Annotated in this window: 14 protein-coding genes; 6 read left to right on the top strand and 8 right to left on the bottom strand. The window is 64.1% G+C overall.

Translation table 11 applies throughout. The annotated features are described in order from the left end of the window. Positions 1-1,575: 1,575 nt before the first annotated feature. On the bottom strand, positions 1,576-1,941 hold the full coding sequence (locus ONR75_RS20745) for a hypothetical protein (protein WP_265078918.1): 366 nt from the start codon (positions 1,939-1,941) through the stop codon (positions 1,576-1,578). Positions 1,942-2,003: 62 nt separating this feature from the next. Between ONR75_RS20745 and ONR75_RS20740 the strand changes: the two genes are divergently transcribed. From ONR75_RS20740 to ONR75_RS20730, 3 genes are all read left to right on the top strand, one after another. Then, the gene (locus ONR75_RS20740; RefSeq protein ID WP_265078917.1) at positions 2,004-2,369 is read left to right on the top strand and encodes a hypothetical protein; all 366 of its coding nucleotides are present in this window, start codon (positions 2,004-2,006) and stop codon (positions 2,367-2,369) included. A gap of 300 nt (positions 2,370-2,669) precedes the next feature. After that, positions 2,670-3,473 (top strand): hypothetical protein, encoded by an 804-nt coding sequence (locus ONR75_RS20735; RefSeq protein WP_265078916.1) that lies wholly within the window; start codon positions 2,670-2,672, stop codon positions 3,471-3,473. A gap of 329 nt (positions 3,474-3,802) precedes the next feature. After that, positions 3,803-4,228 carry a hypothetical protein gene (locus ONR75_RS20730; protein WP_265078915.1) on the top strand — a complete coding sequence of 142 codons (426 nt, stop codon included), beginning with the start codon at positions 3,803-3,805 and terminating at the stop codon, positions 4,226-4,228. Between the two features lie 300 nt (positions 4,229-4,528). Here the strand turns inward: ONR75_RS20730 and ONR75_RS20725 are convergent, their stop codons facing one another. After that, positions 4,529-6,901 (bottom strand): xanthine dehydrogenase family protein molybdopterin-binding subunit, encoded by a 2,373-nt coding sequence (locus tag ONR75_RS20725; protein ID WP_265078914.1) that lies wholly within the window; start codon positions 6,899-6,901, stop codon positions 4,529-4,531. Between the two features lie 212 nt (positions 6,902-7,113). Between ONR75_RS20725 and ONR75_RS20720 the strand changes: the two genes are divergently transcribed. Together ONR75_RS20720 and ONR75_RS20715 are read left to right on the top strand one after the other, a co-directional pair. After that, on the top strand, positions 7,114-8,178 hold the full coding sequence (locus tag ONR75_RS20720) for a Ppx/GppA phosphatase family protein (protein WP_265078913.1): 1,065 nt from the start codon (positions 7,114-7,116) through the stop codon (positions 8,176-8,178). Positions 8,179-8,255: 77 nt separating this feature from the next. Further along, the gene (locus tag ONR75_RS20715) at positions 8,256-8,960 is read left to right on the top strand and encodes an RlmE family RNA methyltransferase (protein ID WP_265078912.1); all 705 of its coding nucleotides are present in this window, start codon (positions 8,256-8,258) and stop codon (positions 8,958-8,960) included. Positions 8,961-8,978: 18 nt separating this feature from the next. Here ONR75_RS20715 and ONR75_RS20710 read toward each other — a convergent pair whose 3' ends face one another. The 4 genes from ONR75_RS20710 to ONR75_RS20695 form a co-directional block, all read right to left on the bottom strand. Continuing rightward, entirely contained in the window at positions 8,979-9,359 is a 381-nt protein-coding gene (locus ONR75_RS20710; RefSeq protein WP_265078911.1) for a helix-turn-helix domain-containing protein, read from the bottom strand. After that, a complete protein-coding gene (locus tag ONR75_RS20705; protein WP_265078910.1) occupies positions 9,349-9,672 on the bottom strand; it encodes a type II toxin-antitoxin system HigB family toxin in 324 nt (107 codons plus the stop codon). The genes ONR75_RS20710 and ONR75_RS20705 overlap by 11 nt, the downstream gene beginning before the upstream one ends. Before the next feature lie 37 nt (positions 9,673-9,709). Next, positions 9,710-11,182, bottom strand: coding sequence for an MFS transporter (locus tag ONR75_RS20700; RefSeq protein ID WP_265078909.1), 1,473 nt, complete (start codon positions 11,180-11,182; stop codon positions 9,710-9,712). A gap of 168 nt (positions 11,183-11,350) precedes the next feature. After that, positions 11,351-12,241, bottom strand: coding sequence for a LysR family transcriptional regulator (locus tag ONR75_RS20695; protein ID WP_265078908.1), 891 nt, complete (start codon positions 12,239-12,241; stop codon positions 11,351-11,353). A gap of 113 nt (positions 12,242-12,354) precedes the next feature. On the opposite strand from ONR75_RS20695, the gene ONR75_RS20690 reads away from it, so the two are divergent. After that, complete coding sequence (locus ONR75_RS20690; protein ID WP_265078907.1) at positions 12,355-13,194, top strand: SDR family oxidoreductase; 840 nt, start codon at positions 12,355-12,357, stop codon at positions 13,192-13,194. Between the two features lie 65 nt (positions 13,195-13,259). Here the strand turns inward: ONR75_RS20690 and cydB are convergent, their stop codons facing one another. Together cydB and ONR75_RS20680 are read right to left on the bottom strand one after the other, a co-directional pair. After that, positions 13,260-14,270, bottom strand: a complete 1,011-nt coding sequence (cydB, locus tag ONR75_RS20685) for a cytochrome d ubiquinol oxidase subunit II (RefSeq protein WP_265078906.1) — start codon at positions 14,268-14,270, stop codon at positions 13,260-13,262. Continuing rightward, a complete protein-coding gene (locus ONR75_RS20680; protein ID WP_265078905.1) occupies positions 14,267-15,649 on the bottom strand; it encodes a cytochrome ubiquinol oxidase subunit I in 1,383 nt (460 codons plus the stop codon). The genes cydB and ONR75_RS20680 overlap by 4 nt, the downstream gene beginning before the upstream one ends. Between the last annotated feature and the right edge of the window lie 15 nt (positions 15,650-15,664).

Here is a 15,664-nt window from a genome sequence, read left to right as displayed (position 1 = left end):
CCCTGGGTCGCTCTTGCTTACTTTAGACCGACAACCCAATCGCCTGTGAGCAAAACTGGTCATTGAACGGGTTCCATCGGGTTTCGCCAGATGAACGGTGCTCACAGCCAACAAGGGAATGCAGCTCTGCCACGGTTCTGCCGGTCGAGACGTCCAGCACGTCAATGCCACAAACGAGAGTGCGGTGCGGTTTCATTGACCGGCCCAAATGCGGCATGGTCATTCCAAACGCGCGCCATTCGAACGCAATGCGCCTTCAGATCCGGATTCAAAGTATCTCTCGACATTTGCATCAGGTCAGACGCCAAACGCAAGCACTCTAACGCACGTTTCCGCTTGGTATTCGAATCAGCCATGGCGCACCTCTCTTGCAGAGGCGTGATTGCATATGCTTGGGGGACCTGTCGGTGGTCCAGACCACGGAGCTGGGCTCAACGCCTAGAACAGCGTGGCGGAGACGATCTCGATTGGAAACGCGAGGCCACTCAGATGCAGGAGTGGGCGGCCGGCGAAAAAGCGCCGCCGATCCATTGCGGAACCGGCGGCAAGTCTGGGAGAAGGCATGCAAAGGCTGTGCACTCAGGTTTGAAGGATCGCTCGCAATCTTGTTCCGATCGGCCCTTGATTGCTCGAATAGAACCTGTTGTCAGAACCCATGCTCAGGAATCCGATTAACTGGCCTGTATTGACCGTCGTGCTTACGCATCGACGTGTACGATCGGGGCGAGCTTCGACAACTGAACTTTAAACAGTATGACAATCCGCATCGTCCCGGCCGGAAAGTACAGTGAAAAGGAACTGGCATCTCGTGTCGGTAAAACCGCCAGTGCCCGGCCGAAGGTGTTGAAGATGACCGCGACGCAGAAACGGCGTGCACTAAAGAATAGAAATGCCGGAACGCCAAAGTCTGATGAGACCTTACGGACAGATGGCCAACTCAAACGTTGCGACTAGTTTGGACGCGATTTTGCTCGTATCGTGGCTTTGAAACCGGACTATCGGCTCAAATTCCGGTGGAGGCGGGAGTCCGGTTTGTTAGCGTCGTCCTCTCCGCTTTCTCGCAGCCGCAACTCTTGCACTGATAGAGAACCGCGTCTTTTCCGCAGTAAAGCAACGGATGGATTCCGATGATGTCCATGAATTGACGCGAGTCACATCGCGGGCAAACGACGAGCACCGGCGAATCAGCGCTAGTCTGTGTCTGGTGCTTTGAAAAAAAGGGCGATACACGCGAAATCCTTTCTTAGAGGCGGAAGCGCGACACTCCCAGTCGCCAGCATTGTCAATAGTCCTCTGGGTAGCCGTTCGAAGTATGCAGGAACGGATTTTGATTCGCTGGTCTCAACTGACCAGTTTCCGCGCTCGCGTAAACAACCGTGCCGGTCCGACTATCCGAATCGTTCGGCCGCAGCCGGAGCAAATCGTTGCAATCGGCAAGTGCCGGTTGCGCTTGGCTGTGATGGCAAGTGCGTAGCAAGCGTAGCCCGGATGCGTGCAGCGATATCCGGGACTCTTGGGGCGGAAGCACCGCAACTCCCTGCGCTCACGCGGGCGACTTGCTACTTGCAGGCTTGTTCACGCAGCCGCGCGTCGCATCACTTCATCCGCCAGCCACGAACACACCGCCGCCGGAACGGCGCCCGCGATTGCCATGGGGATATCGAAGGCTGGCTGGCCGAGCATGGCTGCGACATATTCGACCAGGAATGCCGCCACCGGCATGGTCGCGATGAGCCGCAGATAGAGCGGCTGGCTGGACAGCGCCCAGTCCACGGCTGCGATCAGGCCTGCGGGAATGACGAGGAGCGAATAGGCGATCAGGAACAGCGACGCAAAAAACCCGAAGCCGGGGATGCCCTCGCGCCACATCTGGGTGGCCGTGATGGCTGCCAGCAGCACCAGCGGTGGAAACACCAGCGCGAAAATCAGCACTCGCTTCATGAAATCTCTCCAGGCCCCTTGGTCGGTCCGGTCAGGGATTTAGTTCAGCAGGCGTCGCTCGGATGAGCGACGCGCGATCGGGATTCCCGGTGCAGAAGTCCCGCATGTCGCTGCGCGCATGCGGGCTACTTGCTTGCTGCCGAAGCCCGGCATATCGCCGCGCTCATGCGGGCGAGTTGCTCTGGCCTTCTCGTGGTGGGGGCTGCGCCGCAGCCCGTCTTTGGGTACTTTGCAAGTTTGAACCGGTCGGGCCGCAGGGGCGACCCAACAGCATGAAAAACTGGATCTGCATACTCTGGAATAAAGTGGCCGACTGGATCGATGCCGCCATCGAGTTCTATGACTGGATGGATGACAAGCCCGGTCCGAACAACAGGTTCGCAAGACCGGATAAGATCCTGGCTTCACCGACAAAGCGGGATCGATGAGCTGCGCTCCTGCGCATGCCGTGGCGGCGCCGGGCTCGGTCGCGCAGGCGCGCGTCGCATGTGTTCATCCGACAGCCACGAACACACCGCGACCGGCATGGTCGCGATGAGCCGCAGATAGAGCGGCTGGGCGGACAGCTCCCAGTCCACGGCTGCGATCAGGCCTGCGGAATGACAAGGAGCGAATGGGCGATCAGCACCAATGATGCGAAGAACCCGACGCGCGTCTTGCGCTTGCTTCGGCGGTGCGTACGATTGGCGCAACGGCGACCAAAAAATGTCGCAGAGTCCGGAGGACGCATGACCGCACAGCTCGAAGCCTACCGCGTGGAGGCCTTCAACACCGCAAAAGCATCCGAAAACAAGATGCACGACGACAGCGTGGCCCAAAAGTTCGGCTTCAGCGGCGGGCTGGTGCCGGGCGTCGACGTGCTCGCTTACATGATCCATCCGCCGGTGGCGCAGTGGGGACGCGACTTTCTGGAGCGCGGGCTGATCGAAGCGCGCTTCACCAGGCCGGTCTATGACGGCGAGACCGTCGATGTGATCGCGGAGCCGATGGGCGAGGGGCTGTCCTTGCGCGTCGCCGGGCCGGGCGGCGATGTTCGCGCCACTGGCACGGCGTCGCTGACGGCCAAACTGCCGAAGGTCGTTCTGGCGAATTTTCCGGTAACGGCGCCGGTGGAAGCTCGGCTTCCGGTGCATCCCGGTTCCTTCGTGCAGGGCCACTGGCTCGGCACCATCCCGCGCAACTGGGCCGGGCAGGCCGGCCTCGATTATCTCGCGGAGGTCCGCGAGGCCGGTCCGATCTATGGCCGCGAGGGCCTCGTGCATCCCGGCGTGCTGCAGCGGATCATGAACAAGGTGCTGGTGGACAACGCCATCCTCGGCCCGTGGATTCACGTCGGCAGCACCATGCAGCTGCTGGCGGCCGCGCGCAGCGACGACGAACTGGTGGCGCGGGCGCGGGTCACCGCCAATTACGAGAAGAAGGGCCATCGCTTCGTCGAGCTCGACGCGCTGATCGTCGCCAATGGCATCACCCCGGTGGCGCATTGCCAGCACGTAGCGATCTATCAGCCGCGGGAGGTGGCGGCAGCGTAGGGAAGTGCCGTAGCGCGCGGCGCCTTCTTCACCCTCCCCTCAAAAGGGAGGGTGAAAAAGCGCGGCGTTGGCCGTTGCGCGCGAATGAGCCAGCGTGATTTCTGCCGAAGCATCCTCGTATGCAATGACGACCGGGCCTTGCCATCACTCCCGGCTGCGCCTTTCACCGACTTGACATATATCAAGCCAGCGCCTCCCAATCGCTGCAACTGTTCCGGTCGGAGCCGCACCGCACCGGCTTGCGCGACGGCGGCGCGCCGCGGAAGATACCTTGTCTTCTCATCTGCGCTTGCGTCGTTCGATCCATCTGCTGGTTCAGGGGTTTTATCATGCGAAGTCGAGCGCGACGATTGGCTCATGTCATGGAGCGCACCGGGCTCGCGATGGTCGGTGCCACCTGCGGATTGTTGGTGGCCGTTCACGTCGGTTCAAGCATTTCCATGCTCACCACGCAGGGCTTCATCCTGGTGATGCTGGTGGTGGGTGCGGTGGCGTTCTACCTGGGGATCGATACGCCGCCTCTGCCATTCCATGAAGCGCCGCCCGGTCTCCCCGCGGCGCGTGAAAAGATCGATGTCGCCGAATTTCTCAGTGCGGCAGGCACGTTCCTGGCGGCGCTGGCGGCCATTGCCTCGATGAGCGTGATCGCATTTCGCGAGGATACGCATCGCGCCGCGACCTTGCTCATCATGGGCGGCTGGGTGGTCGGCGTGACCATGCAGATCGTCGCCGGTGCCATCGCCCGCATCCGCTGACGAGCGCGAGGCGAGCGACATTCCGGCCGGACGCGCCTGCCAGCACGTGGCGATCTATCAGCCGCGAGAGCAGGCGGCGCAAGTAGCGGATTCCGTTCCCCGGACGCGGTGCACTGCGCCGCGCTTGCGCGGCGTGGTGCGCCGCAGATCCGGGGTCGTCGCGGACGCTGGCGCTTGGGACGATCCCGGGTCTGCGCAGCAGCGCAAGCCACGCGAAGCTTCGCTTCGCTAGGCTGCAGCGCGCCGGGGAAACGCCAGAACTCAGCGCGCCGGGAAGGTTGCGACAGCGAATGGGAGCGCCTACGCCGCCTTGGTCTTCTTCCCGTCCTGGATGGCGCGCCAGATGCGCTCCGAGGTCAGCGGCATGTCGATGTGTTCGACGCCGTGGTCGCTGAGGGCGTCGATCACCGCGTTGACCACCGTGGACAGGCTGCCGGCGCAGCCGGCCTCGCCGCAGCCCTTGGTGCCCAAGGGATTCGACTTGGCCGGCGACGGATGGTCGCCCACGGTCATTAGCGGAATGTCGCCGGCGCGTGGCAGCGCATAGTCCATGAACGAGCCGGTGATCGGCTGGCCGCTCTCGTCGTAGCTGACCTCTTCCATCAAGGCCTGGCCGATGCCCTGCGCCACGCCGCCATGCAGCTGGCCGGCGACGATCATCGGATTGACGATGGTGCCGAAGTCGCTGATCCCGGTGTAGTTGACGATTTGAACCACGCCGGTGTCCGGATCGATCTCGACCTCGGCGACGTGGCAGCCGTTGGGGAAGGTCGACTCCACATTGCCCGTGGTGTGGTCGACGTCCAGCGTGTCGGGCACGCCCTCAGGCATCTTGCCCTCGCGCATGCGCTTCGCCAGCTCCATGATGTCGATGCTGCGGTCGGTGCCCGCGATGGTGAAGCGGCCGGACTTGAACTCGATGTCGGCTTCCGAGGCTTCCAGCAGATGCGCGGCAGCGCGCTTGCCCTTGGCGACGATCAGCGCCGAGGTCTCGACGATGGCCTGGCCGGTGGCGGTGATCGAGCGCGATCCGCCGGTGCCGTTGCCGGCATGGACGATGTCGCTGTCGCCCTGTTCGAGGGTGATGGCCTCGAAGGGCACGCCGAGCTGCGCCGACAGCACCTGGGCGAACGGCGTGGCATGGCCCTGGCCATAGTCCAGCGTGCCGGTGATCAGCTTCACGGTGCCGTCGGCCTCGAACACGATCTTGCCGAGTTCGGGGTTGGGCGGCGCGGTGACTTCCAGATAGGAGCCGACCGCGATGCCGCGCAGCTTGCCGCGCTTGCGGCTGTCCTTCTTGCGCTTCGGATAGTTGGCGTGGTCCGACAGTTCCAGCGCCTTGGCGAACACGCCCTGGAAATCGCCGCTGTCATAGGTGACGCCGGAGGAGGCGGCGAACGGCATCTGCGACGACTTGATGAAGTTGCGCTTGCGCAAGGTCAGGCGGTCGATGCCCATCTCCTCGGCGGCGCGGTCGATCAGTCGCTCCATGAAGTAGTTGGCCTCGGGCCGGCCGGCGCCGCGATAGGCGCCCATCAGAGTGGTGTTGGTGACCACGCACTTGATGTCGACCGACAGCAGCGGCGTCTTGTAGACGCTGGCGAGGTTCTTGCCGGTGTTGAGCGACAGCGGGCTTGGCGACACGCCGGTGATGTAGGCGCCGAGATTGCCGAAACCCTTGACGCGCACCGCGAGGAACTTGCCGTCCTTGTCGAGCGCCAGTTCGGCGTGGACGTCCTGGGCACGGCCGTGGCTGTCGGACAGGAAGCTGGTGGAGCGCTCGTCGGTCCACTTCACCGGTCTGCCGAGCGCCTTGGCCGCGTGCAGCAGGCAGATATATTCGGGATAGTTGATGTTCTTCATGCCGAACGAGCCGCCGACATTGGCGGTCAGGAGATGCACCTTGTCGTTCGGCACCTTGAGGATTTTTGCGAGGCCGGCGCGGTTTCCGGCGACGCCCTGGGTCGGCACCTGGATGGTGAAGCGCTCGCTGGCCTTGTCATAGGACGCCAGCGCCACGCGCGGTTCCATGGACACCACGGCGACGCGGGTATTGGCGATGTCCAGCTTCGTGACATGCGCCGCGGAGGCAAAGGCGGCCTCGACCTTGGCGGCGTCGCCGAAATGGTAATCCAGCGCCACGTTGCCGGGGATGTGGTCGTAGAGCTGCGGCGCGCCGGGCTTGGTGGCCTGTTCGGGCGAGGTCACCGCCGGCAGCGCCTCGATGTCGAGTTCCACGGCCTCGGCGGCGTCGCGCGCCTGGGCCACGGTCTCGGCCACCACGAAGGCCACGGGATCGCCGACGAAGCGCACCTTGTCGGTCATCAATGGGGTGCGGTTGGTCTGCTTGAGGGCGGACCCGTCGCGGTTCTTCAGCGGCAGCCCGCAGGTGAAGGGGCCGTAATCGGCGGCGGCGAGGTCCTGCCCGGTCCACACCCCGACCACGCCGGGCATCGCCTTGGCGGCCGCGGTGTCGATGTTGCGGATCACGCCATGGGCATGCGGACTGCGCACCATCCAGGCATATAGCTGGCCCGGCAGGCTGATATCGTCGGTATAGGTGCCCTTGCCCCTCACCAAAGTGTCGTCTTCCTTGCGGCGGACCGGCTGGCCGACGCCGAATTTCTGCATGGCGATCGCGTTGTCGAGCGAGCTGCCGGTATGATCCTGCATGTGAAATCCACTAAATTGTCGGTTATCGCGCGGTTTGGAGCGGTTTTCGCGCTACCGCGGACCTTTCAGATACCGTAGGGCCAAGGGAACGACAATGTATGATTGGGCATGCGGCTACGCGCTGGCAGTTGCGCTGACCCCAAGCCCTGCTAAACTTTCCGTGAATGGATATTTCCACGCCGGCCCTGCGGGCCGCGGAAAGACGGAGCTGCATGGGCGATGACACGGGACTCCGCGCCGGCTTTGCGCCGCACGGGGATCTGCAGGGATTGGCTGCGGCGCTTGAGGCCGATCGCATGGGTGACGCCGGTTCCGGTGTCTATGCGGCGTTGGATCTCGGCACCAATAACTGCCGGCTGCTGATTGCGTGTCCCAGCGCGGATGGCTTTCGCGTGATCGATTCGTTTTCGCGCATCGTCCGGCTCGGGGAGGGCGTCTCCACCACCGGGGTGATCTCTGATGCTGCCATCGCCCGGGCCATCTCGGCGCTCAGCATCTGCCGCGACAAAATCCAGTCCAAGGACGCGCAGCGGCTGCGCCTGATCGCCACCGAGGCATGCCGTGCCGCCTCCAATGCCGATGATTTCCTTGCCCAGGTCGCCAGCGAAACCGGCATCACCCTGGAGATCATCGACCGCGAGACCGAGGCCGCGCTGGCGGTGACAGGCTGCTCGCCGCTGCTGGATCCGCATGGCCGCGGTGCCGTCCTGTTCGATATCGGCGGCGGTTCCAGCGAACTGGTGCGGATCGAGCGCGATCCCGGGGAGGCCGACGCCAAGCCGTTCATCAAGGCGTGGATGTCGATCCCGCTCGGCGTGGTGACGCTGGCGGAGCGCTTCGGCGGTCGCGACGTTACCGCCGAATCCTATGCCGCGATGGTCGACGCGGTGGCCGGGCACGTCGCGCCGTTCGCCGCCGAGAATGTTGCGGACCTTGCCGGCATGCACCTGCTGGGAACCTCGGGCACGGTGACCACTCTGGCCGGGGTGCATCTCAACCTGACGCGCTACGACCGCCGCCGCATCGACGGGGTCTGGATGTCCGCCTCGGATCTCGACGCCACCGTGGCGAAACTGCTGGCGATGACCTATGCGGAGCGCGCCGCCAACAATTGCATCGGGGTCGAGCGCGCCGACCTGGTGCTGGCCGGCTGCGCCATCCTCGATGCCATTCGCGCCGCGTTCCCGCTGCCGCGGCTCAGGGTGGCCGATCGCGGCCTGCGCGAGGGCATGCTGGTGGAAATGATGCGCCAGGACGGGGTGATCCAAGTCTCTTGAATGGCCTGTCTTAAATGCACCGATCGTGGCGCGGTGTGCTAGAGATCGCCTGAATCCTGAAGGCAAGCACGTTTATCATGGCCAAAGACACCACCGGGCGGCTCCACGTCACCGTCAAAAGCGCCGGCAGGCTGAAACTGTCGTCCAAGCTCTGGCTGGAGCGCCAGCTCAACGATCCCTATGTGCAGCAGGCCAAGCGCGACGGCCTGCGCTCGCGCGCCGCCTACAAGCTGATCGAGATCGACGACAAGCACCATTTCCTCAAGCCGGGCATTTCGGTGGTCGATCTCGGCGCTGCCCCCGGCGGCTGGAGCCAGATTGCCGCGAAACGGATCGGCATCGAAAAGGGCCGGGGCCAGATCGTGGCCATCGACCTCCTGGAAATGCCCGGCATTTCCGGCGTCACCTTCGCGCAGATGGACTTTCTCGCTGACGACGCCCCGGCAAAGCTGCAGGCGATGCTGGGCGGCAAGGCCGACGTGGTGATGTCCGACATGGCCGCCAACACCACCGGTCACCGCAAGACCGACCAGCTGCGCATCATGAACCTCGTGGAAGGCGCAGCGGCGTTTGCTGCCGAGGTGCTGAAGCCCGGCGGGACCTTCGTGGCAAAGGTGTTCCAGAGCGGCGCCGACGCCACCTTGCTGAGCGCGCTGAAGCGCGATTTCGCCACGGTGAAACACGTCAAGCCGGCGTCGAGCCGTGCGGATTCGTCGGAGCGTTATGTGCTGGCGATGGGCTTTCGCGGTACGGGCGAGAAGCGGGACGCGGAAGAAGCGTAGAGCGGCGGGGTACCAGCGTCACGCAGCTTCGTTTTTCTGTGTCGGTCGGATCAACACCTCGGCGGAAATCCCGAGTTCCTCGTGCAAGCGGCGGATCATGTCGATGGATAGGCTTCGCTTGCGGTTCATTACTTCCGCGACGCGGGCCCGCGTGCCGATCAGCGGCTCAAGGTCCTTGCGGCTCAGGCCCATCTGCTCCATCCGAAACTGGATTGCTTCGATCGGGTCGGGCGGATCCATCGGATAGATCCGCGTCTCGTAAGCGTCGATCAATGTCGCGAGAATGTCGAGGCGGTCACCGTCCGGCGTTCCGGTCCCGGCGCCCCACAGGCGCTCGACTTCCGCGAGCGCTGCCTCATGATCGGCTTCCGTGCGGATGGGCTTCAACTCATTTTTCATGCTGCACTTCCGTCACGTCGATCTTGTCATATGCCTTGTGGGTACCAATCCATTTCATCCAGATGATGGCCTTGTCGAAGTCGACGGCAACGACGAGACGATAATCGTTGCCCTTGATGTTGAAGACGATACGTTCGGCAGTAATAATGCTGGCCGTCGCATAGTGACGCTTTACGTCTGCAGCGTTCTTCCACATGGCCTGGCTGGCTTCGTTGAACCAGGCATCCAATGCCGCTTTCACGGCCGGCCGATCTTTGCTGGCCGAGAGGCTTTCAACGAACTGTCGCAACGTGCGGCGGGCGATGATCCTCATGCACGAAAGATAGCACGGTCCCATTATGGGAGCAAGGTCACCCCAGCTTCTGATCCCGTGCGTCCTCGGTGCCTTCGGAGGCGGCCTTGGCCGCGGCCTTCTCGACGCCCTTGCGGCTGGCGATGCTGATGACCTGGCCGGAAATCTCGTGGCCGGCATCGTTCGGCATCTGCCAGAAGAACCAGGCCGAGGTGGCCGACAGCAGCGAGACCACGATGAAAGCCGGCGCGAAGTCGTCGGCGGAGAGCTGCGTCATGCCGTGGATCAACATGGTGGATTCCACGCAGGCCGCGCCGACCGCCACGCCGGCGGAAATCGCCAGCTGCTGGTTGACGCTGACCAGCGTGGTGGCGCGGCTCATCTGCGGCGGCTCCACCTCGGCATAGGCCACGGTGTTGATGGCGGTGAATTCGAGCGAGCGGAAGAAGCCGCCGACCACCAGCAGGATCAGGATCAGCAGCAGCGGCGTGGTCACGGTGAACAGCGCGCAGGCGGCGAGAAACACCGTACTGACCAGCGCATTGATGGTGAGGACGTTGCGGAAGCCGAAGGTGCGGATCACCCGCGCCGCCAGCGCCTTCATGCCCATGGCGCCGACCGCGGAGCCGAAGGTGACGAGGCCGGAGCGGAACGGCGACAGGCCGAAGCCGACCTGCATCAAGAGCGGCAGCAGGAAGGGCAGCGCGCCGATTCCCAGCCGGAACAGGAACCCGCCGATGATTGCGGCGCGCAATGTCGCCAGTCGCAGCAGCGAGAAATCCAGCACCGGCGAGGCGGTGCGCCGGGCGTGGATCACATACAGGGTCATCGACACCGTGCCGATGGCGATCAGTGCAACGACCACCGGCCATGGCAGCAGGCCGAGGCCGGCGACGGAGGCGCCGAAGGCGATGCCGGCAAGGCCGATGCCGGCCAGCAGCAGGCCCCAGAGGTCGAAGCGCTCCGGGTCCTCGGCGCGGATCGGGTCGATGTAGCGTTGCGCCAGGAAAATGCCGAGCAGACCGATCGGAATGTTGATCAGGAAGATCCAGTGCCAGGAAAAATATGTGGTGATGAAACCGCCGAGCGGCGGTCCGATCACCGGCCCGACCAGCGCCGGCATGGTCATCCAGGCCATGGCATTGACCAGGCCCTTCTTGTCGATGGAGCGCAGCAGCACCAGCCGGCCGACCGGGGTCATCATGGCGCCGCCCATGCCTTGCAGGATGCGCGCGATGACGAAGTCGGTGACCGAGCCGGACAGCGCGCAGCCGATCGAGCCGACCATGAACACCGCGATGGCGACGGAGAACACTGCGCGGGCGCCGAAGCGGTCGGCGGTCCAGCCGGAGGCCGGAATGAACACCGCCAGCGACAACAGGTAAGACGTGATCGCCAGTTTCAGCGTCAGCGGCGAGGTACCGATATCGGCGGCAATCGCCGGCAGCGAGGTCGCGATCACCGTGGAATCCATGTTTTCCATGAACAGGGCAGCGGCGACGATGAGCGGGATCAGTCGTTCTTTGGTCATGAAATTGGGGGGTCCGGGAAATGGCGGTGCCGGGACGTCGCAGCGATTCTTCGCGAGGGCGCGTTGCGCTTTAACATCCCTCTTGGGGCCGGACCACCGGGGAGCCGTGCATGGCACCTAAACCTTCCGTGAGCGAGCCGCCAGCGGATGGCCTCTCTTATGCGACCCTTATGCCACCTCCTTCAGCACGTCGATGAAGGCGCGCAGGCCGGGCGGCACGTGGCGGTGGCCGGGATAGTACAGGAACAGGCCGGGGATTGTCGGGCACCAGTCGTCGAGCACGCTGACCAGCCGGCCGCTCTCGAGCAATGGCCGCACCGAGCGTTCCGGCGCGTAGGCGATGCCGAGACCGGCTTCGGCGGCTTCGATCATGAGTTCGACGTGGTCGAGGGTGAGGGCGCCGGGCACGTCGATGGCGATCTCTTGGCCATGCTTCTCGAACTCCCAGCGATACAGTTTGCCGCTCGGCAGCCGGAAGCGGATGCAAGCGTGATCCCCGAGGTCATCGGGGGTCTTCAGCACGCGGCCTTGCAGATAGGACGGCGCGGCTACGGCGAGGAAGCGCGCCGCGCCGCCGAAGCGCACGGCGACCATGTCCTGCGGCACTGCCTCGCCGAGCCTGACGCCCGCGTCGAAGCCGTCGGCGACGATGTCGATCAGGCGGCCGTCCGTGACGAGGTCGAGTGCCATTTCGGGATGGCGCGCGAGGAAGGTCGGCACTACAGCACGAACCAGAATGCGCGCGGCGGCTTCGTTGGCATTGATGCGCAACGTGCCGCTGGGCCGGCTGCGGAACGCATCGACCTCGGCCAGCGCAGAGTCCAGATCGCGTAGCAGCGGCTGCAGCCGCGCCATCAGGCGCTCGCCGGCCTCCGTGGGTGCCACGCTGCGCGTGGTGCGGTTGAGCAGCCTGACGCCGAGGTTCTGCTCCAGCACCCGCATCATATGGCTGAGGGTAGAGGGCGACAGGCCGAGTTCGTCGGCGGCTTTGCGAAAACTGCGATGCGCGATGATGGCCGCCAGCGCGGTGAAATCGCCCAGCGATGGCTTTGCATTCATGGGCTTTATTCACTAAGTTATGCAGAACAGGTGGTATATACGCATGAATTTGAAAGTCTAGCTTGAGGCCATGAAGCGCGCCCCGGCGGCGCGTCGAGCGAAAGGCTTCCAGCATGACGACCCCATCCAAGTCCTGGTTCATCACCGGCACTTCGTCCGGCTTCGGCCGTGCGATGACGGAAAAGCTGCTGCTGCGCGGCGACCGTGTCGCCGCGACCTTGCGCAGGGTGGAGGCGCTCGACGATCTGAAGGCCCAATACGGTGAACGGCTGTGGATCGCTGCGCTGGATGTGACGGACGCCGATGCGGTGCGCACGGTGATCGACCGTGCCTTTGCCGACATCGGCCGCATCGACGTCATGGTTAGCAACGCCGGCTACGGGTTGTTCGGCGCCGGTGAGGAAGCCAGCGACGCGCAGATCCGGCACCAGATTGACACCAACCTGATCGGCTCCATCCAGGTGATCCGCGCCGCGTTGCCGCATCTTCGCAAGCAGGGCGGCGGCCGCATCATTCAAGTGTCGTCGGAGGGTGGCCAGATCGCCTATCCGAATTTCAGCCTGTATCATGCCAGCAAATGGGGCATCGAGGGCTTCATTGAATCGGTGGCGCAGGAAGTGGCGCCGTTCGGCATCACCTTCACCATCGCCGAGCCAGGCGCGTCCAGAACGGATTTCGGTCGCGGCATGGTGCGGGCACCGTTGATGGATGTCTATGACGCGACGCCGGCCGGTGAGGTGCGCCGGGCCATCGCCTCGGGGGGCTTTGCGGTGAAGGGCGATCCCGACAAGATGGCGCAGGCAATGATCGGGTGCGTCGACATCAGCCCGGCGCCGCTCCGGCTGGTGATGGGCGGCGACAGTTACAGCCACATCCGCGCCGCGCTGCTGGCGCGGATCGCGGAGCTCGATGCGCAGAAGGAGATCGCGTTCTCGACGGACGCGGTTGACTGACCGCGTCGTTCGGGAGGGATCGGAGGCCGTGGCACCCGTTGCAGCGCCGCATGCCGAATTCGTCTTCAGTGATAGCCGACGTCGGCCCGCACCTTGCCGCGAAACACCCAGTAGGACCAACCCGTATACATCAGGATCACCGGCAGCAGCGTCAGTGTGCCCACCAGCAGAAAGGCCTGGGTGCGCTCCGAGGATGCGGCCTGCCACAGCGTCAGGTGATGCGGCACGATCATCGGATACAGGCTGATGGCGATGCCCGCATAGGACAGGACAAACAGCCCGATCGCGCCGGCGAACGGCCAGACCTCCGCGCGGCTGTACAGGGCACGCCAGGTGAACACGGCCACCGCTACCGTCGCGACGGGGACCAACCCGAGCAATGCGATGTTGGGCCAGGTGAACCAGCGTTTTGCGACCTCCGGACTCACCAGTGGCGTCCAGATGCTGGCCAGGGCGATCGCTACAAGCACGCCGACAAGACAGATCCGCCCCTGCCGTCGCGCGGCATCCTGCAGCGCGCCTTCAGTCTTCAGGATCAGCCAGCCGGCGCCGAGCAAGCCGTAGCCGAACAGCAGGGCGACGCCGGTGAGCAGCGAGAACGGTGTGAGAAAATCCAACGACGTGCCTGAAAATACCCGGCCGGTGACCTGAAAGCCCTGGATGAAAGAGCCGAGCACCACGCCCTGGGCAAAGGTGGCGATGCCCGAGCCATAGCAGAAGGCATGGTCCCAGAACGTCCGGTCCGCGGCGTCGCGAAAGCGGAATTCGAAGGCGACGCCGCGAAACACCAGCGCGAGCAGCATCACCAGGATGGGAAAGTAGGTCGCCGGAATGATGATCGCGAAGGCCAGCGGAAACGCGGCGAGCAGACCGATGCCGCCGAGCACCAGCCAGGTCTCGTTGCCGTCCCAGATCGGTGCGATCGAGTTCATCACCGTATTGCGCGATGCAGTGTCCGGCGCAAAGCCATAGAGGATTCCGACGCCCAGATCGAAACCATCGAGAAGGACGTAGAAGAACACGGCAAGGCCGATGATCAGCGTCCAGATCGGCACGAAGTCCATGACCTGGCTCATTGCGCGGCTCCTTCGGCAATACCCGCACCGGCGAGCACCGGCGCTTTCGGACGGCCCGCTTCGATCCTGTCGTCTTTTTCGGTCGCCGCATCGGGCCCCTTGCGCACCATGCGCAGCATCAACAGGAACCCCACCGGATACATGAAGAGATAGACGATGATATAGGCGATCAGCGAGATCAGCACATCGCTGCCGGTCAGCGATGGTGACACCGACTGTGCCGTCCGCAGCAGGCCGTAGACCGTCCAGGGTTGCCGGCCGACCTCGGTGGTAACCCAGCCGGCGATCACTGCAACGAAGCCGATCGGGAGGGCGAGTTGGCAGACACCGAGGAACCATGCGGTGTCATGGAGCCGGCCGCGCCAGCGCAGCCAGCCGCCCAGCACGACGATGCCAAGCATCAACAGGCCGCAGCCGACCATGATGCGGAAGGCGAAAAACGGAATGGCGACCGGCGGGCGCTGATCGGCAGGAAATTCCTTGAGACCCATGATCTCGCCATCGGTACTGTGCGTCAAAATCAGGCTGCCCAGCAACGGCACTTCGATGGCCGCCGCATTGCGCTCGGCCTTTTCGTCGGGCAGGGCGAACAGGGTCAGCGGCACGCGGCGGCCGGTTTCCCATATTGCCTCGATGGCCGCGAGCTTGGCGGGCTGGTGCTTGAGCGTATTGAGTCCGTGCTGGTCGCCGATGAAGATCTGCAGCGGCACCAGCACGGTCATCAGCCACAGTGTCATCGACAGCATGGTGCGGCCTTCCTCCACGAACCGCCCGCGCCGCATCAGGTAGGCGCCCACTCCGAGCACTACGAAGCCCGTGGTGCAGAAGAACGCCACCACCGTATGCGCGAGCCGCGGCAGGAAGGACGGATTGAAGATGACCTGGAACCAATCGGTCGGGAAGAACCGCCCGTCGACGATCTCGTAGCCGGCCGGCGTCTGCATCCAGCTGTTGGCCGACAGGATCCAGAACGACGAGAACAGGGTGCCCAGCGCCACCATCAGCGCGGCGACGAAGTGCGCCCACGGCGGCACCAGCTTGCGGCCGAACAGCAGCACGCCGAGAAAGGCGGCTTCGAGGAAAAACGCGGTGAGGCCTTCATAGGCGAACAATGGCGCGAGCACATTGGCGGTGGCATCCGAAAAGCGGCTCCAGTTGGTACCGAATTGGAACGGCATGACGATGCCGGTGACCACCCCCATGCCGAAGGCGACCGAGAAGATCTTGATCCAGAACATCGAGACGCGCAGATAGACTGCCCGTCCGGTCGCCAGATGGAAGCCTTCGAGGACTGCGATGAATGCGGCGGCGCCAACGGTGAAGGCCGGCAGCAGGATGTGCCACCCGATCACCCAGGCAAATTGCAGTCGCGACAGCAAGACCGGATCAAGATC

The sequence above is a fragment of the Rhodopseudomonas sp. P2A-2r genome, from assembly GCF_026015985.1.
Lineage (GTDB): Bacteria > Pseudomonadota > Alphaproteobacteria > Rhizobiales > Xanthobacteraceae > Tardiphaga.
This window is presented reverse-complemented; position numbering and strand designations above follow the sequence as displayed.

Bases quoted from the DNA above. Each gene is read 5' to 3' on its own strand.
- ONR75_RS20745 (WP_265078918.1), bottom strand. From the start codon at position 1,941: ATGAAGCGAGTGCTGATTTTCGCGCTGGTGTTTCCACCGCTGGTGCTG.
- ONR75_RS20740 (WP_265078917.1), top strand. From the start codon at position 2,004: ATGAGCGACGCGCGATCGGGATTCCCGGTGCAGAAGTCCCGCATGTCG.
- ONR75_RS20735 (WP_265078916.1), top strand. From the start codon at position 2,670: ATGACCGCACAGCTCGAAGCCTACCGCGTGGAGGCCTTCAACACCGCA.
- ONR75_RS20730 (WP_265078915.1), top strand. From the start codon at position 3,803: ATGCGAAGTCGAGCGCGACGATTGGCTCATGTCATGGAGCGCACCGGG.
- ONR75_RS20725 (WP_265078914.1), bottom strand. From the start codon at position 6,901: ATGCAGGATCATACCGGCAGCTCGCTCGACAACGCGATCGCCATGCAG.
- ONR75_RS20720 (WP_265078913.1), top strand. From the start codon at position 7,114: ATGGGCGATGACACGGGACTCCGCGCCGGCTTTGCGCCGCACGGGGAT.
- ONR75_RS20715 (WP_265078912.1), top strand. From the start codon at position 8,256: ATGGCCAAAGACACCACCGGGCGGCTCCACGTCACCGTCAAAAGCGCC.
- ONR75_RS20710 (WP_265078911.1), bottom strand. From the start codon at position 9,359: ATGAAAAATGAGTTGAAGCCCATCCGCACGGAAGCCGATCATGAGGCA.
- ONR75_RS20705 (WP_265078910.1), bottom strand. From the start codon at position 9,672: ATGAGGATCATCGCCCGCCGCACGTTGCGACAGTTCGTTGAAAGCCTC.
- ONR75_RS20700 (WP_265078909.1), bottom strand. From the start codon at position 11,182: ATGACCAAAGAACGACTGATCCCGCTCATCGTCGCCGCTGCCCTGTTC.
- ONR75_RS20695 (WP_265078908.1), bottom strand. From the start codon at position 12,241: ATGAATGCAAAGCCATCGCTGGGCGATTTCACCGCGCTGGCGGCCATC.
- ONR75_RS20690 (WP_265078907.1), top strand. From the start codon at position 12,355: ATGACGACCCCATCCAAGTCCTGGTTCATCACCGGCACTTCGTCCGGC.
- cydB (WP_265078906.1), bottom strand. From the start codon at position 14,270: ATGAGCCAGGTCATGGACTTCGTGCCGATCTGGACGCTGATCATCGGC.